Origin of the sequence: Stenotrophomonas koreensis, assembly GCF_001431525.1 — a bacterium.
GTDB lineage: Bacteria > Pseudomonadota > Gammaproteobacteria > Xanthomonadales > Xanthomonadaceae > Stenotrophomonas > Stenotrophomonas koreensis.
In genome coordinates this window covers 71,199-92,809 of record NZ_LDJH01000017.1, presented here as the reverse complement: position 1 = coordinate 92,809, position 21,611 = coordinate 71,199, and the positions used below count along the sequence as shown (strand labels likewise).

At 64.3% G+C, this 21,611-nt stretch carries 22 protein-coding genes and 2 tRNA genes; 11 read left to right on the top strand and 13 right to left on the bottom strand.

The genetic code is table 11. The features are described from left to right. Positions 1-28: 28 nt before the first annotated feature. Together ABB25_RS10530 and ABB25_RS10525 are read left to right on the top strand one after the other, a co-directional pair. A complete protein-coding gene (locus ABB25_RS10530) occupies positions 29-1,969 on the top strand; it encodes an EAL domain-containing protein (protein ID WP_057666573.1) in 1,941 nt (646 codons plus the stop codon). A 4-nt stretch (positions 1,970-1,973) separates the two neighbouring features. Beyond that, complete coding sequence (locus ABB25_RS10525; protein ID WP_057666571.1) at positions 1,974-4,340, top strand: ATP-binding protein; 2,367 nt, start codon at positions 1,974-1,976, stop codon at positions 4,338-4,340. A 79-nt stretch (positions 4,341-4,419) separates the two neighbouring features. Here the strand turns inward: ABB25_RS10525 and bfr are convergent, their stop codons facing one another. The 3 genes from bfr to ABB25_RS10510 form a co-directional block, all read right to left on the bottom strand. Next, positions 4,420-4,890, bottom strand: coding sequence for a bacterioferritin (gene bfr, locus ABB25_RS10520; RefSeq protein WP_057666568.1), 471 nt, complete (start codon positions 4,888-4,890; stop codon positions 4,420-4,422). A gap of 319 nt (positions 4,891-5,209) precedes the next feature. Continuing rightward, positions 5,210-5,410 carry a (2Fe-2S)-binding protein gene (locus ABB25_RS10515; RefSeq protein ID WP_057666566.1) on the bottom strand — a complete coding sequence of 67 codons (201 nt, stop codon included), beginning with the start codon at positions 5,408-5,410 and terminating at the stop codon, positions 5,210-5,212. Positions 5,411-5,518: 108 nt separating this feature from the next. Then, the gene (locus ABB25_RS10510; RefSeq protein ID WP_057666564.1) at positions 5,519-6,139 is read right to left on the bottom strand and encodes an RNA pyrophosphohydrolase; all 621 of its coding nucleotides are present in this window, start codon (positions 6,137-6,139) and stop codon (positions 5,519-5,521) included. A 120-nt stretch (positions 6,140-6,259) separates the two neighbouring features. Here ABB25_RS10510 and ABB25_RS10505 point away from each other — a divergent pair. Both ABB25_RS10505 and ABB25_RS10500 read left to right on the top strand, forming a co-directional pair. After that, positions 6,260-6,336 (top strand) — tRNA-Met (locus ABB25_RS10505). Positions 6,337-6,368: 32 nt separating this feature from the next. Continuing rightward, a tRNA-Gln gene (locus tag ABB25_RS10500) sits at positions 6,369-6,443 on the top strand. 313 nt (positions 6,444-6,756) lie between these two features. Here ABB25_RS10500 and rpsI read toward each other — a convergent pair. Both rpsI and rplM read right to left on the bottom strand, forming a co-directional pair. Further along, entirely contained in the window at positions 6,757-7,149 is a 393-nt protein-coding gene (rpsI, locus tag ABB25_RS10495) for a 30S ribosomal protein S9 (protein ID WP_057666562.1), read from the bottom strand. Positions 7,150-7,151: 2 nt separating this feature from the next. Further along, on the bottom strand, positions 7,152-7,580 hold the full coding sequence (gene rplM / locus ABB25_RS10490) for a 50S ribosomal protein L13 (RefSeq protein WP_057666560.1): 429 nt from the start codon (positions 7,578-7,580) through the stop codon (positions 7,152-7,154). A 192-nt stretch (positions 7,581-7,772) separates the two neighbouring features. Between rplM and coq7 the strand changes: the two genes are divergently transcribed. Beyond that, a complete protein-coding gene (gene coq7 / locus ABB25_RS10485; RefSeq protein ID WP_057666558.1) occupies positions 7,773-8,417 on the top strand; it encodes a 2-polyprenyl-3-methyl-6-methoxy-1,4-benzoquinone monooxygenase in 645 nt (214 codons plus the stop codon). Between the two features lie 76 nt (positions 8,418-8,493). Here coq7 and speD read toward each other — a convergent pair whose 3' ends face one another. Then, positions 8,494-9,288 carry an adenosylmethionine decarboxylase gene (speD, locus tag ABB25_RS10480; RefSeq protein WP_057666557.1) on the bottom strand — a complete coding sequence of 265 codons (795 nt, stop codon included), beginning with the start codon at positions 9,286-9,288 and terminating at the stop codon, positions 8,494-8,496. 203 nt (positions 9,289-9,491) lie between these two features. Between speD and crp the strand changes: the two genes are divergently transcribed. Both crp and ABB25_RS10470 read left to right on the top strand, forming a co-directional pair. Then, complete coding sequence (crp, locus tag ABB25_RS10475; RefSeq protein ID WP_057666555.1) at positions 9,492-10,181, top strand: cAMP-activated global transcriptional regulator CRP; 690 nt, start codon at positions 9,492-9,494, stop codon at positions 10,179-10,181. A gap of 42 nt (positions 10,182-10,223) precedes the next feature. Beyond that, the gene (locus ABB25_RS10470) at positions 10,224-10,988 is read left to right on the top strand and encodes a sulfite exporter TauE/SafE family protein (protein WP_057666553.1); all 765 of its coding nucleotides are present in this window, start codon (positions 10,224-10,226) and stop codon (positions 10,986-10,988) included. 27 nt (positions 10,989-11,015) lie between these two features. On the opposite strand, the gene ABB25_RS10465 is transcribed toward ABB25_RS10470, so the two are convergent. From ABB25_RS10465 to ABB25_RS10435, 7 genes are all read right to left on the bottom strand, one after another. Then, entirely contained in the window at positions 11,016-11,735 is a 720-nt protein-coding gene (locus ABB25_RS10465; protein ID WP_057666551.1) for a haloacid dehalogenase-like hydrolase, read from the bottom strand. Next, the gene (gene trpC, locus ABB25_RS10460) at positions 11,732-12,526 is read right to left on the bottom strand and encodes an indole-3-glycerol phosphate synthase TrpC (RefSeq protein WP_057666549.1); all 795 of its coding nucleotides are present in this window, start codon (positions 12,524-12,526) and stop codon (positions 11,732-11,734) included. The genes ABB25_RS10465 and trpC overlap by 4 nt, the downstream gene beginning before the upstream one ends. Before the next feature lie 36 nt (positions 12,527-12,562). Then, on the bottom strand, positions 12,563-13,600 hold the full coding sequence (trpD, locus tag ABB25_RS10455) for an anthranilate phosphoribosyltransferase (protein WP_057666547.1): 1,038 nt from the start codon (positions 13,598-13,600) through the stop codon (positions 12,563-12,565). A gap of 16 nt (positions 13,601-13,616) precedes the next feature. Continuing rightward, positions 13,617-14,132, bottom strand: a complete 516-nt coding sequence (locus ABB25_RS10450; protein WP_057666545.1) for a DUF1543 domain-containing protein — start codon at positions 14,130-14,132, stop codon at positions 13,617-13,619. Beyond that, positions 14,129-14,713 carry an anthranilate synthase component II gene (locus tag ABB25_RS10445; RefSeq protein ID WP_057666543.1) on the bottom strand — a complete coding sequence of 195 codons (585 nt, stop codon included), beginning with the start codon at positions 14,711-14,713 and terminating at the stop codon, positions 14,129-14,131. The genes ABB25_RS10450 and ABB25_RS10445 overlap by 4 nt, the downstream gene beginning before the upstream one ends. Positions 14,714-14,722: 9 nt before the next feature. After that, positions 14,723-16,198, bottom strand: coding sequence for an anthranilate synthase component I (trpE, locus tag ABB25_RS10440; RefSeq protein ID WP_057666541.1), 1,476 nt, complete (start codon positions 16,196-16,198; stop codon positions 14,723-14,725). 228 nt (positions 16,199-16,426) lie between these two features. Further along, positions 16,427-18,808: a Tle-like phospholipase domain-containing protein gene (locus ABB25_RS10435; RefSeq protein ID WP_244477807.1), complete on the bottom strand. Its 2,382-nt coding sequence runs from the start codon at positions 18,806-18,808 to the stop codon at positions 16,427-16,429. A gap of 111 nt (positions 18,809-18,919) precedes the next feature. Between ABB25_RS10435 and ABB25_RS10430 the strand changes: the two genes are divergently transcribed. The 4 genes from ABB25_RS10430 to ABB25_RS10420 all read left to right on the top strand — a co-directional run bounded on the left by ABB25_RS10430 (position 18,920) and on the right by ABB25_RS10420 (position 21,560). Then, a complete protein-coding gene (locus ABB25_RS10430; protein ID WP_244477806.1) occupies positions 18,920-19,786 on the top strand; it encodes an ankyrin repeat domain-containing protein in 867 nt (288 codons plus the stop codon). A 51-nt stretch (positions 19,787-19,837) separates the two neighbouring features. Beyond that, complete coding sequence (locus ABB25_RS10425; protein ID WP_244477805.1) at positions 19,838-20,542, top strand: ankyrin repeat domain-containing protein; 705 nt, start codon at positions 19,838-19,840, stop codon at positions 20,540-20,542. 44 nt (positions 20,543-20,586) lie between these two features. Beyond that, positions 20,587-20,763 carry a hypothetical protein gene (locus ABB25_RS14925; protein WP_244477804.1) on the top strand — a complete coding sequence of 59 codons (177 nt, stop codon included), beginning with the start codon at positions 20,587-20,589 and terminating at the stop codon, positions 20,761-20,763. 209 nt (positions 20,764-20,972) lie between these two features. Then, complete coding sequence (locus ABB25_RS10420) at positions 20,973-21,560, top strand: ankyrin repeat domain-containing protein (protein ID WP_244477803.1); 588 nt, start codon at positions 20,973-20,975, stop codon at positions 21,558-21,560. Positions 21,561-21,611 lie beyond the last annotated feature (51 nt).

The window sequence follows — 21,611 nt, the reverse complement described above, 5'->3', positions numbered from 1 at the left end:
CGGGTTGGCGGCCTGTAAAGGAGTTTCAATGGCCAAGCATGACACCCCCACGCGCATCATCCGCGCCGAAACCCCGCCGGCAGACTACCCCCGGCGCTGGGCCGACCAGGCGCCGCCGGCGCAGGCAGCGACCGCCAGCACCGAAAGCGCCACCTCAATGCCTGTTGCACCGCCTGTTGCAGCGACAATCTCCGCGGCCAGCCCGGCACCTGCACCTGCACCTGCACCTGCACCTGCACCTGCAACGGCACCCACGGCAGCGGCAGCACTGCCGACGGTAAGCGACACCCCGTTCCGGGTGCTGATTGTCGAGGATGACCGTTCCCAGGCGTTGTTCGCGCAGAGCGTGCTGCATGGCGCCGGGATCGAGGCCATCGTCGAGAGTGATCCATTTGCCGTGCTGGCCACGCTGCCGCAGGTCAAACCGGATCTGATCCTGATGGACCTGCACCTGCGCGAGCTCGATGGCATTGCCCTGACCACCCAGATCCGCCAGCAGCCCCACCTGCAGTTGTTGCCGATCGTGTTCCTGTCCGGCGACCCCGATCCGGAGCGCCAGTACGAAGTGCTGGCCATTGGCGCCGATGATTTCCTGAGCAAGCCGATCCGCCCGCGTCACCTGATCGCGGCCGTTTCCAACCGGATCCAGCGTGCACGCCAGCAGGCCAAGGCGCTGGGCCTGCCGCATCCCCCGATTGCCGACGCCGTCGCCGGCAACGCCGCGGCCGAGCGCCCGAACACCAACCCGGAAACCGGCCTGCCCACCCGCCAGTTCCTGCTCGGCAAACTCGATGCCCTGCTTGGCGAAAAACGCAGCGGTGGCCTGTTCTTCATCGAGGTCGCCGGCGCGATCGGCCTGCGTGAGCGCTATGGCTATGCCGACTTTGAGCGCCTGATGATCAAGGCCGGCCACCTGCTGCTGGCCGCAGCCCGCCCGCACACCCTGGCCCGGCTCAATGACAACAGCTTTCTGGCGCTTGCCGTGGACGTGGAGCCGGCCCAGTTGGCCGACCTGGCGCAGGGCCTGCGCGATGGCCTGGCCGCAGAGGCGGTGCAAGTCGGCAGCCATGACCATGTGCATCTGCGCGCCAGCATTGGCTATGCGCCGCTGGATGCCGGCTTCGGCGACAGCAGCCTGGCCATCGATGCGGTCGAGCGCACCATGCTGGATGCACGCCTGTTGCCCGGCGCCATCGCACAATGGCAACCGCAGCCCGATCCGGGCACACAGGAGCGCCTGAAGCTGCTGGAAGGGCAGCTGGAACCGGCCTATCAACCGATCATCGCCGTGGCCGGTGGCAACCACGCCCAGTTCCAGGTGCTGTTGCGCCTGCGCCAGGCCGACGGCACCCTGCTGCCCGCCGCCCAGGTCATCCCGGCCGCCGAGGCGGCTGGCCGGATCACCGACCTGGACCACCAGGTCATCGAACATGCACTGGGCCTGCTGGACCGCTACCGCCATGCCACCTTGCCGATGCGCCTGTTCGTGACCCAGTCGGCACGCACCCTGATGGCCGATGGCTATGCCGACTGGCTGGAGCAGGCGCTGCGCAGCCGCAACCTCGATGGCGCCAGCCTGGTCATTGACATCCGCATGCCCGATGCCCTGGTGCATGGGTTCGTGCTGGCGCAGTTGTCCGACCGCCTGGGCCAGTTCGGCGTACGCCTGTGCCTGAGCCAGTTCGAGGCCAGCAATGATGCCAACGCACTGCTGACCATGCTGCCCGTGGCTTATGTGCGGCTGTCCGCACGCTTTGCCAGCGAACATGCATCACCGCAGGTACGCCAGCTGCTGGCACAGACCCTGGAGCTGGCACGCAGTGTCAATGCGCAGTTGATCGCCCAGCAGATCGAGGATGCACAGTCGGCCGCAGCGATGTGGATCAGTGGTATCGATTACATCCAGGGCAACATGGTGCAGTCGGTCGGCAACGACCTGGACTTCGACTTCGACAACACGTCAATGTGAACCCATGAGCCGTCCTGCCCTGCGCCCTGAATGGATTGCCCCCGGGCTGGCCGCCGTGACGGTCATCCTGTCATTGCTGGCCGCTGCCGGCCTGGTACCGCAGCTGCTGGCGCTGCTGGCCGCACTACCGGCTGGCTGGGCCGGCTGGTCGGCCTGGCATGCCCACCTGCGCGCGGTGGCCCACAGTGCCAGCCAGGATGACGCGGTCACCCGCGCCCAGAGCACCCAGCGCCGCCTGCAGGCAGAAAACGAGCGCTTGAGCCGTGAGCTGCGCCGGCATGACCAACTCAAGGCCGAACTGGTGCAGGCCAAGCAGGCCGCCGAAGCGGCGGTACTGGCCAAGGGCGAGTTCCTGGCCACGATGAGCCATGAAATCCGCACCCCGCTCAACGGCATCATCCCGATGCTGGACCTGCTTGCGCGTGGGCCGCTGGACCGGGCCCAACAGCAGATGCTGCAGACCGCCACCCTCAGCTCGCAGCAGCTGCTGAGCATCGTCGATGACATCCTGGATTACTCCAAGCTGGAAGCAAACAAGCTGGAGCTGGAAAACACCGCACTGAACCTGCGTGCGGTGACCAACGAAGTGATGGCCCTGCTGCAGGGCTCGGCCGAACAGAAAGGCCTGCAGATGCAGGTCGAAATCGACCCTGCCGTACGCCTGTCGGTGCGCGGCGACCCGGTGCGCCTGCGCCAGGTACTTGGCAACCTGGTGGTCAATGCAATCAAGTTCACCGAAAAAGGCCAGGTCGGCATCAAGCTGCGCCGCCTCGGCGAAACCCCGACCCAGCACCTGCTGCGCTTTGAGGTCATCGACACCGGCATCGGCATCGAGCCGGAACAACTGAGCCGGCTGTTCTCCTCCTTCGCCCAGGCCGACGCCTCCACCACCCGCCTGTATGGCGGCACCGGCCTGGGGCTGGCGATCTGCAAGCGCATCATCGACCTGATGGGCGGGCGGATCGGCGTGCATTCGCAGCCCGGCCAGGGCTCGACCTTCTGGTTTGAGGTGCCGCTGGCCAAGGTGGTTGGCGACCTGCAGCTGGAAGGCGAACAGGCGCGTGCGCTGCAGATCCTGCTGGTCAGCAATGAGCCACGGCTGCGCCAGCGCATGGAACGGCTGGCGCCGGTGTGGGCTGCCAGCCTGAGCTGCGTGGATACCGCCCATGAGGCGCTGGAGCATCTGCGCCTGGCCGGCCAGGGCCAACTGCATCGCCCGGACGTGGTGGTCGCCGATTGCGACGCCCTGCGCCAGACCGTGCATGCCCTGCACCGGGCGGTCACCCGCGGTGACAGCCAACGGCCATTGCGCCTGGTCTGGCTGCTCGGCCAGACCCCCCTGCCGGCTGAATTGCACGAGGACAGCGTGCGGTTGAGCCGCAACGTCGGCGACGGGGAACTGCGTCATACCATCGCGCCGATGCTGGTCGAGGAGATGCCGGCCACCGTGCCCGCACCCGCCCCGGCCAGCCTGCTGCAGGCTGCGCCCGAGCCGGTTGCCGAAGCGGCCGCCGAGCACGACCACCCGATGCCCGTGCTGACCGGCATGCGCGTACTGCTGGTCGAGGACAACCCGGTCAACCGGCTGGTTGCCCAGCGCGTGCTGGACACCTTCGGCATCGAGGTGCTGAGCGCGGACAACGGCCAGCAGGCGCTGGAGCTGCTCGGCCACGAACTGTTCGATGCGGTGCTGATGGACTGCCAGATGCCGGTGCTCGATGGCTATGCCGCAACCCGGCAATGGCGCGACCGCGAGCTGCTCAGCGGCCAGCAGCGGCTGCCGATCATTGCCATGACCGCCAATGCCATGGCCGGTGACCGCCAGCGCTGCCTGGAGGCCGGCATGGATGATTACCTGTCCAAACCGGTGGATCCGGTCGGGCTGGCCAAATGCCTGGGCCGCTGGTGGCAGGCCGACCGGCCGGTCGCCGCAGCGCGCAGCACGCTGGCACAGGCCACCCAGACCCACGCCAACAGCGCGCTGGAGGCCCTGTCCTCGGCACCGGCCTCGCAAAGCGCATTGCCTGCACTGGACAGCACCGTGCTGGATGAACTGGCGCAGGTGATCGGTACACAGACCGCCAGCGTGATCAAACTGTTCCTGGACGATGCCCCGGTCCTGGTCGACCGCATGCAGCTGGCCAGCCAGGATCAGGACCTTGAAGCACTGCGCGAAGCCGCCCACAGCCTCAAATCGGCCAGCGCCAATGTCGGTGCGCTGGGCCTGGCCGATGCCGCCCGGCGGATCGAGCTGGGCGCGCGCAGCAATGCGCTGGACAACCCCAGTGTCGCCGTTGCCCTGCTGATTGCCGAGTTCGCCCGCGCCCGGATGGCGCTGCGCGGCTGGCTGGCACGCAACCGGCCCGGCTGAACACGCCAGCCGGCCAGCAACAAAAAAGACGGGCCGTGGCCCGTCTTTTTCATTCACACAGGACGGCAACGCCCCGCGTTCAGTCTTCCAGCTTGGTCAACAGGTAGTTGGCCTCGCCGATCCGCTCGATCAGCTCCAGCTGGGTCGACAGCCAGTCGATATGCTCTTCCTCGCTGTCCAGGATGCGCGCGAACAGATCGCGGCTGACATAGTCACTGACGCTTTCGGCATGGGCCACCGCCTCGCGCAGCACGACCACCGCCTCCTCTTCCAAGGCCAGGTCACAACGCAGGATTTCGGTAGGATTCTCGCCAATGCGCAGCTTGCCCAGCGCCTGGAAGTTGGGCAGACCTTCCAGGAACAGGATGCGGTCAGACAAGGCATCGGCGTGCTTCATCTCATCGATGGATTCCTTGTATTCGTGCTTGGCCAGCGCCCCGATGCCCCAGTTCTTGAACATCTTGGCGTGCAGGAAATACTGGTTGATCGCAGTGAGCTCGTTGTACAGCACCTTGTTGAGGTACTGGATGACCTTGGCATCGCCCTTCATGGCCACTTCCTCTGTAAATCGTGGGAACCGCCGCACTTTACCCAAAGCCCCCGCGCAATGAAGGAACGCGAATCGTGCGCAACTGCAGCATGGGGGCAGCTTCACCCCCCAGGAGGTTGCGTGAAGAACTGCCAGAGGGCTGTCACCGTGCAGCCGGTACAACGCATACCCTTGCCCCGGCGATGGCATGCGCACAGCAATGAACGCGCCGTGGTGCGCGCGGCCAGCCTGCAGTTGAGAGGCGTAATGAGCGGATCCCGCAACGCGGCAAGGCCAGCAGCCAGGCACATGGGGCGAGGCGCCTTGCGGCACCCAAGATTCAGACCAGGCCGAGTACCGGCAGCCCCAACGGTGAGGTGTTACGCGCTTTTTCCAGCAGATCCGAAGCCATCTCCAGGCAGGAGCCGCAGGTGGCGCCGCAACCGGTACGCATCGTCAGCTCGGCCACGTTGGCAACGCCCTGCTCGGCGGCCTGACGGATCTGGTGGTCGGTGACTCCATTGCAGATGCAGACGTACACGCGCGTAACCCATTGTGCAGACCGGATGGCCTGCCGGGCATTTCAATGCAAATGAGAACGCTTGTCAATTGTAGGCATGAACCACTCTCAACTGCCTGCAGCCAGCGGCTATCCCGGGCCGACTTCGGTCTTGACCTTCTTCGGCCAGTAACCCCGCTTGCGCGAGCGTTTGCGCGGCCGCTCATCGCCACCCGAACTGCCTGGCAGCCATGCCTGGGCGGCGGCGGCGGGCATCGCCCCGATATCGGCCGAAGCCACATGGCCGGCAATCGGGGCGAGGTGGCGCAGCGCACGCGCATAGACGCCGCGCTTGAACATCACCACATGCTCCACCGGGTACCAGAAGTCCACCCAGCGCCAGTTGTCAAACTCGGGCGTCTCATTCTGGTCCAGCCTGACGTTTGACTCATCACCGGTCAGGCGGAGCAGGAACCAGACCTGCTTCTGACCGATACAGACCTGCCGCTCGTTGCGTCGGATGGCGCGAGGCGGCAATCGGTAGCGCAGCCAGCCCGGCGTGCAGCCGAGCACCTCGACGTGCTCGGGGAGCAAGCCGGTCTCTTCCTGCAATTCGCGGTACATGGCCTCAACCGGGGTCTCGTCACTGTTCATTCCGCCCTGTGGGAACTGCCACCCATCACGACGCACACGCCGCGCCCAGAACACCTGGCCATCAGCGCGCATCAGAACAATGCCGACATTGGGTCGGTAGCCGTCCGGATCGATCACGATGCGGACTCCTGAAATAAATCTACTGGGAGCGACAATGCCATGGGCTGCCGCCGGCCACAAGTTTGAAAAAAACTGTTGACATGGCATCGGCTGGACAGAATAATAGCGACCTCCCGAGGCTATGTAGCTCAGCCGGTTAGAGCACAGCACTCATAATGCTGGGGTCGGTGGTTCGAGTCCACCCATAGCCACCAAGGGAAATGCAGGGTATAATTCCCGCACACTTAGCCCCGTCGCCAAGCGGTAAGGCACCTGACTCTGACTCAGGCATTCGGAGGTTCGAATCCTTCCGGGGCTGCCAAATCCAAAAGACCAGATCATTGATCTGGTCTTTTTTTGTCTGCACAACCCAGGCCAACGCCACGCCGCAGCAATACCGCCGGGCGGCAAGTGCAGCCAGCAGTTTCCCGCACCGGGCCCAGCCAGGCCTTCGCCACCCCGCCACGGCATCGCCGCGCGAACAGGCAGGCCTGCGCCACCATCAACCCCGATCCCTGCCAGCCGCCACTGCCGCAAGGGCGACCACTGGCGTAGAAAAGCAAAAGCCCGGCTTGCGCCGGGCTTTTGCGTATCGCAATCCAGGCCGCCGAAGCAGCCTGGACAGCCTCCAGCAATCAACGCTTGGAGAACTGGGTGGCGCGACGTGCCTTGTGCAGACCGACCTTCTTGCGCTCGACTTCACGGGCGTCACGGGTCATGAAGCCAGCCTTGCGCAGCTCGGACTTCAGGGTCTCGTCGTACTCCACCAGAGCGCGCGCGATGCCCAGGCGGATCGCACCGGCCTGGCCGGTGGTGCCGCCGCCAGCAGCGGTAGCCAGGATGTCGAACGATTCAGTGTTGTTGGTCAGTTCCAGCGGCTGACGCACGATCATACGCGCGGTCTCACGGCCAAAGAACTCGTCCAGCGGACGGCCATTGACGGTGATCTTGCCGGTGCCCTTGCGCAGGAACACGCGGGCAGTGGAGGACTTGCGGCGGCCAGTGCCGTAGTTTTGAGTGATAGCCATGATTAGATATCCAGAACCTGCGGCTGCTGTGCGGCGTGCGGATGCTCAGTGCCAGCATAGACCTTGAGCTTGCGGTACATGGCGCGACCCAGCGGGCCCTTCGGCAGCATGCCCTTGACGGCGGTTTCGATCACGCGCTCCGGATGACGCTGCAGCGCCTGCTCCAGGGTTTCGGTCTTCAGGTTGCCGATATAACCGGTGAAGCGGTGATACTTCTTGTCCTTCAGCTTGTTGCCGGTGACATGAATTTTGTCGGCATTGATGACGACCAGGTAATCACCGGTGTCAACGTGCGGGGTGTAGACCGGCTTGTGCTTGCCGCGCAGACGGCGAGCCAGCTCGGTGGACAGACGACCCAGGGTCTTGCCCGAGGCGTCCACGAGATACCAGTCGCGCTGGACGGTCTCGTTCTTTGCAGTGAAAGTGCTCATAAAGAACTCAGGTTAGGTCGGGCGGATTGCGGCGGATTGCCCACCGGAACTTTGCCACGCGTTGTAAAGGGTGAAGCTCAAGAGGCCGGATTGTACCGGCAAGGCAGCACCAGTGCAAGTTACCCACAACCCTGCTTGGCAGTGCAGGCCACCGCAGCGACAATTCCCTTCCCATTTCTGGAGGCCAACCGCATGCCGGCCGTGCGCACCCCCACCGCGATCGACCACCTGTTCACCGAGGCCCAGCGCGCGCTGGACACCGTGTTCGGCAACCCACCGGCCCAGCGCCCCTATCCCGGGCAGCAGGCCGCCGATGTCGTCATGCAGGCACCGGCGCGCAACCATGCGGCCGGGCTGATGCGCATCAACCATGTCGGCGAGGTCTGTGCGCAGGGCCTGTATTTTGGCCAGGCGGCGGTGGCCCGCGACCCGGCCACCCGCCAGCACCTGCTGGAGGCCGCGCAGGAGGAAACCGACCACCTGGCCTGGTGCGCGCAGCGCCTGCGCGAGCTGGACAGCCGCCCGAGCCTGTTCAACCCGCTGTGGTATGCCGGCAGCTACAGCATCGGGCTGCTCGCCGGCCTGCGCGGCGACGGCTGGAACCTGGGCTTTGTGGTGGAGACCGAACGCCAGGTCGAGGCCCACCTGGACGAGCACCTGGTGGAGCTGCCGGCCGAGGACCTGCGCAGCCGGGCGATCCTGGCAGTGATGAAGGAAGACGAGGCCCGGCATGCCGACCACGCCGAACAAGCCGGTGCACGCACCCTGCCCTTTCCGATCCCGTCGGTGATGGCGCTGGCATCGAAAGTGATGAAGGGCGTTGCCTACCGGCTCTGATCCGCACGCTGCGCGCCAGAAACGACAAGGCCCGGGCTTGCGCACCGGGCCTTGTCATTTGCGCCTGTCCTGACGATTACTCGTCCAGGTTGCGGCCGTGGAACAGCTCTTCGATCTCGCGCTTGAGCAGCGCTTCGATCTTCATGCGTTCCTTGAACGAGATGTTCTTGGCCTTTTCCTCGAACAGGTACTGGTCCAGGTCGAAGTCCTTCAGGTGCATCTTGGTGTGGAAGATGTTTTCCTGATAGACGTTGACGTCGAACATCTCGTAACGCGACTTGATGTTCTTGGCCAGGAAGTTCTGGATCGAGTTGATCTTGTGGTCGATGAAGTGCTTCTTGCCCTTCACATCGCGGGTGAAGCCGCGCACGCGGTAGTCCATCACTACGATGTCCGAGTCAAAGCTCTCGATCAGGTAGTTCAGCGCCTTCAGCGGCGAGATCACGCCACAGGTGGCCACGTCGATGTCGGCACGGAAGGTGGCGATGCCTTCCTGCGGGTGCGTTTCCGGATAGGTATGCACGGTGATGTGCGACTTGTCCATGTGCGCAACCACAGCGTCGGAGATCAGCTCCTTGCCGGCGGCCTTCTTGTCGATCACCGGTTCCTCGGAGATGAGGATGGTGACCGAAGCACCCTGCGGATCGTAGTCCTGGCGGGCGATGTTCAGGATGTTGGCTCCGATGATCTCGGCCACATCGGTGAGGATCTGCGTGAGACGATCGGCGTTGTATTCCTCGTCGATGTACTCGATGTAACGCTGACGCTCTTCTTCCGTTCGCGCGTAGCAGACGTCATAGATGTTGAAGCTCAGCGCCTTGGTGAGGTTGTTGAAACCCTGCAGCCTCAGGCGAGGCAACGGCTTGACCACGGGCGTGGTTCCTGTAGTTGGTAAAAGGGGGGGCATTATGCGGCAAACACGCTGGCAGCGGAACGTGTTATCGCGCACGAGTCAGCCCACGCCGTGGAATGTGAGCCTGGCCGGGCTGTCAATTGTCGAACCGTGCGTGACCGCACGGTTTGCTGCTGTCACTATCGCCGATTAAGCTGCAGAATCCTTGTCGTGAAGCCACTATGAATATAGGGAATGTCCAGACCGTGCCTGCCGTGCGTATAACGACCAGTCCGCTGATGCTCGACAGCACCACCGTCGAGCGGTTTCTGGCCTACAGCCATCGCCGCCGCTACCCGACACGTACCGACGTTTTCCGCCCGGGCGACCCGGCCGGCACGTTGTACTACGTGATCAGCGGCTCGGTCAGCATCATCGCTGAAGAGGAGGATGATCGTGAACTGGTCCTGGGCTACTTCGGCCCCGGCGAATTCGTCGGTGAAATGGGCCTGTTCATCGAATCGGATGCGCGCGAGGTGATCCTGCGTACGCGCAGCACCTGTGAGCTGGCTGAAATCAGCTACGAGCGCCTGCACCAGCTGTTCCAGGGCCCGCTGGCCCCGGATGCCGCCCGCATCCTGTACGCCATCGGCTCGCAGATTTCCAAGCGTCTGCTGCACACCAGCCGCAAGGCCAGCCGGCTGGCCTTCCTGGACGTTTCCGACCGCATCGTACGCACCCTGCATGATCTGGCCGAAGAGCCGGAATCGATGAGCCACCCGCAGGGCACCCAGCTGCGCGTTTCACGCCAGGAGCTGGCGCGGCTGGTCGGTTGCTCGCGTGAAATGGCCGGGCGCGTATTGAAGAAGCTGCAGGTTGACGGCGTGCTGCATGCACGCGGCAAGACGGTGGTGCTGTACGGTACGCGTTGAGAACACCGGCGTGTTGCCGGCATGGGGGCAACGGCAACACGTATGCAACTGTCTGGCGAGCTGTTCTATTGGTTCATCCTGGTCGGTCTGGGCGCGCAACTGGTCGATGGCGCGCTGGGCATGGCCTTCGGCCTGGTGTCTTCGGCCGTTTTACTCAGCCTGGGGATTCCGCCTGCTGCGGTAAGCGCCGCGGTGCATAGTGCGGAAGTCTTTACCACCGGCGCTTCCGGGCTCTCGCACCTGGTTGCCGGCAATGTCGACAAACCACTTTTTCTGCGTCTGGCTGGTTTTGGTGCGCTCGGTGGCATCACCGGTGCCTGGCTGCTGACCCGGCTGCCTGCCGACCTGATCCGGCCGCTGATCTACCTGTACCTGTTCGCGCTGGCGCTGCTGATCCTGCTGCGTGCGGCCGGCAAGCTGATGCCCAAGGGCCAGGTCCGGCGGGTCGGACTGCTCGGCTTTGCCGCCGGCCTGCTCGATGCCAGCGGCGGCGGCGGCTGGGGGCCGATTGCCACCTCCACCCTGCTCGCCCGTGGCGCCACCGCGCGCACCACGATCGGCACGGTCAATGCGGCCGAATTCGTGGTCACCCTGGCCGTCTCGCTGACGTTCCTGATCACCATGGGCATCGCCCACCTGGAAGTGGTCGCCGGGCTGTTGATCGGCGGCATGCTGGCCGCCCCGCTGGCGGCCATCCTGGTCAAGCGCATCCGTGAGCAGTGGGTGCTGGTCACGGTGGGGGTGCTGGTGCTGGCGATCAGCAGTTACAACATCATCGTTGCGGTGCTGGAGCGCTGGGCCGGTTAGGCCCTGGGCGCGGCGACCACGCCGGCCTCAGCCTGGCTTGTCGCCACCACGCTCGACACAGCCCCAGTTGAGGATCGGCGTGCCGGCCGGCAGCACCCGGCGGAAGAAATCCACCTTGCCCGGCTTGGGGTTGACCACCACCGGTGACCTGGCCGCCAGCAGCAGCGGCAGGTCCGCACTGGAGTCGGTGTAGGAAATATCGATGTCGCCGTAGCCACGCTCGCGCAACATGCGCATCTTTTCCTCGTTGTGGCAGTGGCGGGTGGCAATCATCGCCCCGGCCCGCGGGCCCACCAGGCTGCCGATCACCGGCACTTCGTGCTGGGCGACAAAGCGCAGGATCTCGCGCGCCAGTTCCGGCGGCGCGCCGGTAGCCACCACCACCCGATCGCCGGCATCGCGGTGGGCCTTGAACACCGCCAGCGCCTGCGGCAACAGCCGCGAGCGGATGTCCGCCTCGTGCCGGTGCACGTACTGGTCAATGATGCGGTTGAACTGGCGCGCGCCGCGCAGGCCGAAGGTCGCAATCCAGACATAGCCGGAAATGCCGCGCCGCCGGGTCGGCAGCATCGCCACCAGCGGCCCCAGCAGCGGCGTGGCCAATACCGCGGCAGCCAGCCGCAGTGGATTGCGCTTGATCAGCCAGGCAAACAGGTGGCTGCCCGAATCCCCGTCGTACAGGGTGTGGTCGAAATCGAAGACGACTAACCGGGCATCAGCCCGAGGCGGCGGGTATGCATCACTCATGGGGTGAAGAATAGCTCACGCAGGCCAACGCCGGGCTCGTCAAAACGCATGAACGCCTCACCCACCAGGAACGCATTGACTCCGGCAGAACGCATGCGGGCAACGTCCTGCGGGCCGGTGATGCCGCTTTCGGTGACCAGCAGGCGGTCGGCCGGCACCATGTCCTTCATCGCCAGGGTGGTATCCAGCGAGACCTCGAAGGTGCGCAGGTTGCGGTTGTTGATGCCGATCAGCGGCACCGGCACCTGCAGCGCACGCTCCAGTTCATCGACATCGTGCACTTCCACCAGCACATCCAGGCCCAGCTCCAGCGCAGTGTTGGACAGATCGGCCAGCTGGTGGTCATCCAGCGCCGAGACGATCAGCAGCACGCAGTCCGCACCCAGCACCCGTGCCTCGACGATCTGGTAGGGGTCGATGACGAAATCCTTGCGCAGCACCGGCAGGCTGCAGGCATTGCGGGCGTGCTGCAGATAGGCATCACTGCCTTGGAAGAAATCCACATCGGTCAGCACCGACAGGCAGCTGGCACCACCCATCTCGTAGCTCATCGCGATTTCGGCCGGGCGGAAATCCGGGCGGATCACGCCCTTGGACGGGCTGGCCTTCTTGACCTCGGCGATCACCGCCGGGTCACCGTCGGCAATGCTCTGGTGCAGGGCGCGGGCAAACCCGCGCAGCGGCGGCGCCTCGGCCAGGCGGGCCTGCAGCGCAGCCAGCGGCACTTGGGCACGGCGTGCGGCCACTTCGTCGGCCTTGCGCGCCAGGATGGTGTTGAGGATGTCGCTCATGTCAGGGTTCCCAGGTCGGCGGCGCAGCGGCGCCAGTCAAAGCAGGCCAGCCAGCTGGCGTGAGGTGGCAACGAACTGCTGCAGGCGCTCGCGCGCCCGGCCATCGGCAATCACCGCCCGCGCCCGGGCCAGGCCATCGGCGATCGAATCGGCCACCCCGCTGACATACAGCGCGGCGCCGGCATTGAGCGCGACGATGTCCGCGGCCGGGCCGGGTACGCCATCGAGTACCGCGCGCAGGATCGCGATCGACTGCTCCGGCCCGTCCACGGCCAGGTTGCGGCTGGCCGACATCGCAATGCCGAAGTCCTCCGGATGCAGGTCGTATTCGCGCACCTTGCCATCCCGCAGCTCGCCGACATAAGTGGCCGCGCCCAGCGAGATCTCGTCCATGCCATCGCGGCCCCAGACCACCAACGCACGCTGCGCACCCAGCTGCTGCAGCACGCGGGCCTGGATGCCGACCAGGTCGGGATGGAACACCCCCATCAGGATGTTCGGCGCGCCGGCCGGGTTGGTCAGCGGCCCGAGGATGTTGAAGAGGCTGCGCACCCCCATCTCGCGGCGCACCGGCGCCACCACCTTCATCGCCGGGTGGAAGATCGGCGCGTACATGAAACCGATGCCGGTACGCTGGATCGACTCGACCACCTGTTCCGGCGCCAGCTCGATCGCCGCCCCCAGGCCCTCGAAGGCATCGGCGCTGCCACTCATCGAAGACACGCTGCGCCCGCCATGCTTGGCCACCTGGCCGCCGGCAGCGGCAATGACAAAGGTGCTGGCAGTGGAGATGTTGAAGGTATTGGCGCCATCGCCGCCGGTACCGACGATATCGACCAGATGGGCCGGATCGGGCACCTGGACCTTGCGCGAGAACTCGCGCATCACCTGGGCGGCACCGGCAATCTCGCCGACGGTTTCCTTCTTGACCCGCAAACCGGTGAGGATCGCCGCGGTCATCAGTGGCGAGACTTCGCCACCCATGATCTGGCGCATCAGCTCGACCATCTCGTCGTGGAAGATCTCGCGGTGCTCGATCGTGCGTTGCAGGGCCTGCTGTGGGGTGATGGCCATGGTCGGTTGCCGTCCTTCAGTTCAAAACAATGTAGTCACAGTGCACTGGCTGCGCCGCGTAATCGCCACGTTCCAGGTGCACATGCAGCCTGCCGATCACGCCGATATGCAGGCAGCCGTCGACCTCGACCAGGGCATCGCGGTGCGGCTTGTCCCAGACGGCTGCACGGATGCGGGCCAGCGCGGCCGCCTTGGCTGCTGCAGCATCGGCGGCCACCACCAGCTCGTAACCGTGCTCCTCGCCGAAACGACCGGCGATGTAGCCACCGAGGTTGACGAAGAACAGCTTCGGCGCGGCCGGATCCGGGATGGCCTCGTCCAGCCGCACACGCCAGCCATCCACGCCGGCGATCACCTGCCAGGCATCGATATGCAGGCCGGCCGGCTGGCCGAACCAGGCTTCACGCAGCTGCCCGTACAGGCTCTTCAGATCCGTACCGACCGCAAAAACCACGTCATGCAGCTCGACGGTGGCGCCCGGCGCACGTCCGCCGAGCATCACCCGGTACAGCTGCAGGGGCTGGTCACTCATCGCACGCCGTCCAGGAAGTTCTTCAGCAGCGCATGGCCGTGGTCGGTGAGGATCGATTCGGGGTGGAACTGCACGCCCTCGATCGGCAGCGTGCGGTGACGCAGGCCCATCACCTCCTCCATCGAGCCATCGGCGTTCTCGGTCCAGGCGGTGATTTCCAGGCAATCCGGCAGGCGGTCCTTGTCCACCACCAGCGAGTGGTAACGGGTGGCGGTGTAGCCATCAGGCAGGCCGGAGAACACGCCGCGGCCGTGGTGGCGGATCGGCGAGACCTTGCCGTGCATGATCTTCCCGGCACGGATGACATGGCCGCCGAACACCTGGCCGATGGCCTGGTGGCCCAGGCACACGCCCAGCAACGGAATCTGCGGGCCGAGCTGCTCGATCACCGCCAGCGACACCCCCGCCTGGTCCGGATTGCCGGGCCCCGGCGAGATCACGATGTGGTCCGGCTTGAGCGCGGCGATCTGCGCCACACTCAGCGCGTCATTGCGCACCACGCGTACGTCGGCACCCAGCTGCTGGAAGTACTGCACGAGGTTGAAGGTGAAGCTGTCGTAGTTGTCGATCATCAAGAGCATGGCGCTTCCTCACAGGCCCTTGGCGGCCTGGGCCACGGCGCGGAACAGTGCGCGGCCCTTGTTCATGGTCTCCTCCCACTCCTTCTGCGGGTCGGAGTCGTGGACGATGCCGGCGCCGGCCTGCACGTGCAGGCGGCCGTCCTTGATCACCGCCGTGCGGATCGCGATCGCCGTATCGGCATCACCGTGCCAGCCGATGTAGCCGATCGAGCCGGCATATACGTTGCGCTTGACCGGCTCCAGCGCGCGGATGATCTCCAGCGCGCGCACCTTGGGCGAGCCGGACACGGTGCCAGCCGGGAAGGCGGCGCGCAGCACGTCGGTGTAGTTCAGCCCGTCGATCAGCTCACCAGTGACCTCGCTGACGATGTGCATGACATGGCTGTAGCGCTCGATCACGAACTGCTCGCCCACCTGCACCGTGCCGGCCTTGGAGATACGTCCGGCATCGTTGCGGCCCAGGTCGATCAGCATCACGTGCTCGGCGCGCTCCTTCGGGTCGGCCAGCAGCTCGGCTTCCAGCGCGCGGTCTTCTTCCGGGGTCGCGCCACGCGGGCGTGTACCGGCGATCGGGCGCACGGTGACCTTGCCGTCCTGAAGTCGCACCAGGATTTCCGGCGAGGAACCCACCACCTGCAGGTCGCCAACATCCAGAAAATACATGTAGGGCGAGGGATTCAGGCCGCGCAGGGCGCGGTAGACATCCACCGGGCGCGCGGTGAAGGGCACGCTCAGGCGCTGGCTCAGCACCACCTGGAAGATGTCGCCAGCCAGGATGTGCTCCTTGCAGGTGCGCACCGCATCCAGAAACCCCTGATGGGTGAAGCCGGAGACAAAGTCGCTCTCATCCATCACCGCCGAGGTGATCGGCACCGGATAGGTCGTGGCCTGCTGCCGCAGGCGCGCGGTCAACGCATCCAGCCGAACCTGCGCTGCTTCATAAGCATCACCCTGAGTGGGATCAGCATGGGTGATCAGGTACAAACGGCCCTTGAGGTTGTCAAACACCGCCAGCTCTTCGGAGAGCATCAGCAGGATGTCCGGCGTGCCCAGCTCGTCACGCCCAGCCGGGCTGGCCAGGCGCGGCTCGATGAAACCGATGCACTCAAAGCCGAACCAGCCGACCAGGCCGCCGGTGAAGCCCGGCAGCTCGGGCAGGCGCGGCACGCTGTGCGCGCTGCGCAGGGCCTCGACCTCGGCCAGTGGGTCGACCACCTCGCGGTTTTCCACCACCCGCCCGTCCTGCACCACCTCCAGCCGGTGGCCGAAGAAGCGGTACACCCGGCGCGCGGGCAGGCCGATGATCGAGTAGCGGCCGAAACGCTCGCCGCCCTGGACCGATTCAAACAGATAGGTATTGGGGCCGTCAGCCAGCTTCAGATAGACCGAGAGCGGCGTGTCCAGGTCGGACAGCACTTCACGGACAAGCGGGATGCGGGTGTGGCCTTCAGCGGCCTGCTGCAGGAACTGCGAGAGCGTGGACAAGGGGGTTTTCCTTCCGGGCAACGACAGTGGAACGACGGACGACGGCTACGGGCCACCATCGCCAACCACGGCGAGCGGAAGAAAAAATACGCAATGTCGTCAGAATGAGCACCGTGGCACTGTAGCGCATGCCCCGTGCCGGGGGAACCCACAAGCAAAGTGGCAGCATCCCTGCTGGCATGGATGGCCCCGCCAGGCAAGCAGGTCGTGTTACCCCCTTCATGCCAGTTAACCCATCCGACGCGCGTTTTGCTGCTCCTGTTCATGCTGCGTGTCCAACCCAGCCGGCGGCTGCGGTACGCCGCTGTGTGCCTGTTGGCGATTGACCTCGGCCACCTGTTCCGTGCTGACGCTGAGCGGTTGTTGGCGAGCCAGGGACACATCCACATAAGCCAACTGGCGATTGATGGCCGTCGGATCCTGCGTGTCGCTTGCAAAGCAGCGCGTGCCGTCGTTGCTCAATACCACACTCTGAATGGAGTGCAAGCCATCCTGCTTGGCCTTGGCGGCCAATGCGCCGGCCAGCTGCTCACTGCATAGGTCAGATGGGTGGTTGAACTGCGCGTCGATGGCGTACACACCGGCCTGCGCCCCTTTGAAGAAGGGCCTGTAATCCTGGTGAGCCGGGTCATTGATGCCAACCAACGAACGGATGGTTCCTACCCCGTCAAGGCTGGCACGAGTGGGCACTTCTGGTGCGATGCGCTGCCCCTGCTCGATCAGCTTCCTTGCCTGCGCCTCCTGCGCAGCCAGGTTGGCATCCAGGCTGGGAATCACAGTTTCGACCATGCCGTGGCGTGCCGTTGCCTCGGTGAATGCTGGCCCCACCTGCATTGCAAGGGTTCCGGTCTGTGCCAGGTTGTAGCCCGCCATCGGCTGTTTGCCCGAGGGCATGTGGGTTCTGCCTGCCCCATCGACGGCCGCCACAATTCCCCCCCCGACTGCCAACACCACCGGAGCCTTCTCGGTGATGACCGTCACCTGCTGCCCGGCAAGGTCATACCCACGGTTCACGTGGGCACCGGCGGTGGCATAGCCATCGCGCAACTTGCCAGACACCCACTGCCCGCTGTGATCAATGGCACCAGCCTGCTGCAGACCCCAGGCACGGGTACTCTGCGCACTTTGCTGAGCCTGCTCGGTCGCCTCGGCGGCTTTATGCTGGTAACTGGTGCGGGCGGACTCGGCCTTGCCTTGCAACTCCTTGGCCAGTTCATCCTGACCAAACAGGCTGGCACCACGCGCCAGCAGCGACAATCCATCACTGGCAAGCCTGCCATCCACACGGTGTTTGGCACTTTCGATCTGGCCGAGCAGCTCCTGCCCTTGTGCAACGATGGTAGTGCCCGCCTTTACGCTCACGCTCATCGTGGTGGAACCCATCTCCACGACCTGCCCGATTGCCATGCCCTGCGTGCGCAGAACAGCTTCGGCGCCGTCGCCGGCCTTGTCCAGCACATGGCTCACGCCTGTACCAACACGCTCGACCTGTTCGCCGACCACCCGCCCGACACGCATACCCTGACCTGCGGCATGCAGCACGCTGGACAGCGGCCCGGCCAGTTCGGCCACCTGGCTGGGAGTGGGTGTGAGCGGCCGGTCCATCAGCCGGCCACCGGCATCGCGCATCTTTGGGTCCAGAAAATGCACCTGGCCAACAGCCACAGGCACATTGCGCAGAGCCTCCTGGCCACTGGTAGTGGCCAGTTGTTCAATGAACTGCGCGGCGGCAGTCTGTGCACCCGGCGGCAGCATCTGGCCCAATTTGTCGCCGACCAATTTCTGCATCATGGGCTCGCGCAACAGCAGGCCGGCTTCATTCGCCAGCAGACCATAGCCTTGGCGCTGTTGCTCAGTGAGCCGTTGCAAGCCGTTCTGCACGTCGTTGAGCACCTCATCACTGGTCTGGTAAGTGCGCACCACCTGCTGTGGGTTGAACGTGGGCAGGCCGTTTTCCCTGGCAAACCGCGCCGGTGTTTCAGGATGCAGGCCGGAAGCATTGAAGGTGGTGGCGCGCGCGCCTGTCACCGCAGCAGCGGCTGAGGCCATGCCTCCGCCAAGCGAATGGCCGGCGATTTCGAAACCGCCACTGGCTTCTTCTTTCAGACGAACAGCAAGCTTCATCGCGCGATCGTAATAATCGCTGCGCATGCCGATACCCTGCTGGCCGTTGTTGAGGAAATCCTCACCGCCAGACTCCCGCCGCCCGCCCGGTGCAGATGGGTCAATGATCTCGCCTGTTGATCCTTTGTAGACAACCACTGGTTTGGCGTGCTCACCCAATACGCTTTTGTCGGGGAGATAAATTTCGGCTCGGAACCCAGAGTCAGCTGGCTGGAGCAAGCCCTTCAGCTCTTCATCGGACAAGTTGATACCGGCAGCACGCAACGCTGCAGGGTCACTACTCGCCCGCGTCCAGCCCGCAGGAGGCTCGCCCTCACCCTTGGCCGACAGATAGACGTCGGCTGCCAGGCCGGACATCTCGCGTGCGTGATAGGCGGCCTGCAGCTGATCCGCCTCCCGGCCATTGCCACTGTCACGCAACTGCTGGACAAGATGGTTCTGCTCCTGAATCGCGTGCGCACGCACCTCGTTGTGCTGATTGCTCATTGCAAGCTCCATTGCTCCACGAAATCTTGTGGTCGTCCTCTCCGCAGGACTTATGATTCAGCATGCCTTCCTGAATATTTCAGCATATCGATGCTCAACCCAAGGATGATCATGCGCACAAATCTCCGTCACTTGATGATAAAGACCCTAATAACTACGGCATGGCTCACACTTTTCCTCACCACCAGCTGCTCGGCCACCTCGGCCCATGGCGCGCATAATTATTTCGAGGGCAAGGCGCTGCAGCTGGCCATTGCCACTGAGCGTGGTGATGCGCAAACCATCGGGCGGCTGATCCAGCAGGACGGCGTGAACCCGGACACCACATTCTCCCGAGAGGGCGGTATTCCGTTGCTCGCCTGGCCGCTGCGCGCCAGAAACCTGGACGGTTTGCGCGCCCTGCTGGACAACGGTGCCGATCCCAATGCGCGCCTTGCCAGGCACATGAACGGCCAGCTGATCAACTTCAACAACGCCATGGTCTACGCCGCGAAGATGGACGACCCACGCTATCTGGAATTGCTGCTCGATCATGGCGGTGATCCAAACACCCGCAGCTCAAACAAGGAGACGCTGATGCATGTGGCGTTCTTGAGCGGCAACAAGTGGAAGAACGTGCAATTACTTGCCAACAACGGTGCAAATCTCAATGAGCCAAATCTGGGATCGGCTGATACCATCCTCAGCCTGTACACCGGCCGTGGAGCCTTCGACGCCGCGTACTGGTTGCTGCAGCAAGGTGCCGACCCCACGATCAGGACAGCCATATTGACCGACTCAGGTGAAACGCCACCGATGCGCATGGTGGATGCCATCTATTGGGAAATCACCACACCCGACCTGCTGCCCTGGCAGAAGCAATGCCAACAATGGCTGATCGAACGCAACATCTCACGTCCACCCATGCCCCAGCACATCCGCCGCAAGCGCGAGGCCTTTGGCTACCCCACCGATGAGGCGGATATCCCGCTGCTCTAACATGCCTCACCTGGGCTGCGCATTCCGTTCTGCAGGCCAGGAATGGCCGTCATGCAGGCCCGATTGCAATGCAAGTGCCCCGACCTGCTCGACAGCGAGATGATGATCATGCGCAAGAATCGACGTGACTTGATGGCAAGCACCCTCATTGCCGCGGCATGGCTCACACTTTTCCTCGCCACCAGCTGCTCGGTCACCTCGGCCCATGGCGCGCATAATTATTTCGAGGGCAAGGCGCTGCAGCTGGCCATTGCCACTGAGCGTGGTGATGCGCAAACCATCGGGCGGCTGATCCAGCAGGACGGCGTGAACCCGGACACCACATTCTCCCGAGAGGGCGGTATTCCGTTGCTCGCCTGGCCGCTGCGCGCCAGAAGCCTGGACGGATTGCGCGCCCTGCTGGACAACGGTGCCGATCCCAATGCACGCATCGCCAAGCACATGAACGGCCAGCTGATCAACTTCAACAACGCCATGGTCTACGCCGCGAAGATGGACGACCCCCGCTATCTGGAATTGCTGCTCGATCATGGCGGTGATCCAAACACCCGCAATTCGAACCGTGAAAGCTTGCTGCTGCAGGCTTTTCTCAGTGGCAACCAGTGGCAAAACATCCAGCTGCTGGTCAAACGGGGGGCCGCAATCAACGAAAGCCAGCTCAGCAGCGGGGCCGATACCGTACTGAGCTGGTACACCGGCCGCGGCGGCTTCAACCAGGCCTGGTGGCTGATCCAGCAGGGCGCCGACCCACCCTGACCATGGCCGCCAATGAATTCACCGGTGCACCGGAGCGAATGACGATGGCCGAGGAAATATTCTGGGAAATCACCACACCGGAGCATGCCGAGGCCCAGCGCAACTGCCAGCAATGGCTGCTCGCCCGTGGCATCGAACGCATGCCCATGCCCGAACACCTGCGTAGCAAGCGCGAAGCCTTTGGCTACCCCACCGATGAGGCGGATATCCCGCTGCTCTAGAACATCCCATGCACGCCAGTCACGCCCTGCACCGTTATCGCACTGCAGCCAGCCTCCTGGCGCTGCTGCTGTTGGCCAGTGTACTGGGCGCTTGCGATGCGATCAGCACCGCGCGCTCGCATCATTTTGCCCATCGCTATTACCAAGGCCCGGCGCTGCAGCTGGCCATTGCCGCCGAGCATGGCGATGTGCGACGGGTGCAACGGCTGATGAAAGACAAAGGCGTCAACCCGGACACCGTGTTCGGCGGCAGCGACCGCTACCCGCTGGTGGCCTGGCCCTTGATGTCACGCAACCTGGAGGGCCTGCGTGCCCTACTGGAAAACGGCGCCGACCCCAATGCGCGCTACCCAGAGCCGAAATCTTATGGGAAGGAGCGCGTTTATTACTACAACAACGCCATGGTTTATGCCGCAAAAATCGAAGACCCGCGCTTCCTTGAGCTATTGCTTGAATATGGCGGAAACCCCGACACACGCAACTCCAACAATGAAACCCTGCTGTTTACAGCATTCATCAGCGGCAACCTGTGGAAAAACGTTCAAACCCTGGTCGAGCACGGTGCCGACATCAATGCAGAAAACATCGGACGCGCTGACATCATTCTGCGTAATTACACCTCGCGCGGTGGCTTCAACCAGGCCTGGTGGCTGATCCAGCATGGCGCCGACCCCACCCTGACCATTGCCGCCAACAAGGTCGCCGGCGCGCCGGAACGCATGCTGATGGCCGAATCCATCTTCTGGGAAATCACCACGCCCGACCATGCCGAGGCCCAGCGCAAGTGCCAGCAATGACTGCTGGCCCGTGGCATCGAACGCATGCCGATGCCGGATTACCTGCGCCGC

Coding starts and splice junctions, on each gene's coding strand:
- ABB25_RS10470 (WP_057666553.1), top strand. CDS start 10,224: ATGCAACTGTCTGGCGAGCTGTTCTATTGGTTCATCCTGGTCGGTCTG.
- ABB25_RS10445 (WP_057666543.1), bottom strand. CDS start 14,713: ATGCTCTTGATGATCGACAACTACGACAGCTTCACCTTCAACCTCGTG.
- crp (WP_057666555.1), top strand. CDS start 9,492: ATGAATATAGGGAATGTCCAGACCGTGCCTGCCGTGCGTATAACGACC.
- trpC (WP_057666549.1), bottom strand. CDS start 12,526: ATGAGCGACATCCTCAACACCATCCTGGCGCGCAAGGCCGACGAAGTG.
- ABB25_RS10465 (WP_057666551.1), bottom strand. CDS start 11,735: ATGAGTGATGCATACCCGCCGCCTCGGGCTGATGCCCGGTTAGTCGTC.
- ABB25_RS10430 (WP_244477806.1), top strand. CDS start 18,920: ATGCGCACAAATCTCCGTCACTTGATGATAAAGACCCTAATAACTACG.
- rpsI (WP_057666562.1), bottom strand. CDS start 7,149: ATGGCTATCACTCAAAACTACGGCACTGGCCGCCGCAAGTCCTCCACT.
- ABB25_RS10435 (WP_244477807.1), bottom strand. CDS start 18,808: ATGAGCAATCAGCACAACGAGGTGCGTGCGCACGCGATTCAGGAGCAG.
- ABB25_RS10450 (WP_057666545.1), bottom strand. CDS start 14,132: ATGAGTGACCAGCCCCTGCAGCTGTACCGGGTGATGCTCGGCGGACGT.
- ABB25_RS14925 (WP_244477804.1), top strand. CDS start 20,587: ATGGCCGAGGAAATATTCTGGGAAATCACCACACCGGAGCATGCCGAG.
- rplM (WP_057666560.1), bottom strand. CDS start 7,580: ATGAGCACTTTCACTGCAAAGAACGAGACCGTCCAGCGCGACTGGTAT.
- coq7 (WP_057666558.1), top strand. CDS start 7,773: ATGCCGGCCGTGCGCACCCCCACCGCGATCGACCACCTGTTCACCGAG.
- ABB25_RS10525 (WP_057666571.1), top strand. CDS start 1,974: ATGAGCCGTCCTGCCCTGCGCCCTGAATGGATTGCCCCCGGGCTGGCC.
- ABB25_RS10420 (WP_244477803.1), top strand. CDS start 20,973: ATGAAAGACAAAGGCGTCAACCCGGACACCGTGTTCGGCGGCAGCGAC.
- trpD (WP_057666547.1), bottom strand. CDS start 13,600: ATGGCCATCACCCCACAGCAGGCCCTGCAACGCACGATCGAGCACCGC.
- ABB25_RS10425 (WP_244477805.1), top strand. CDS start 19,838: ATGCAGGCCCGATTGCAATGCAAGTGCCCCGACCTGCTCGACAGCGAG.
- bfr (WP_057666568.1), bottom strand. CDS start 4,890: ATGAAGGGCGATGCCAAGGTCATCCAGTACCTCAACAAGGTGCTGTAC.
- ABB25_RS10530 (WP_057666573.1), top strand. CDS start 29: ATGGCCAAGCATGACACCCCCACGCGCATCATCCGCGCCGAAACCCCG.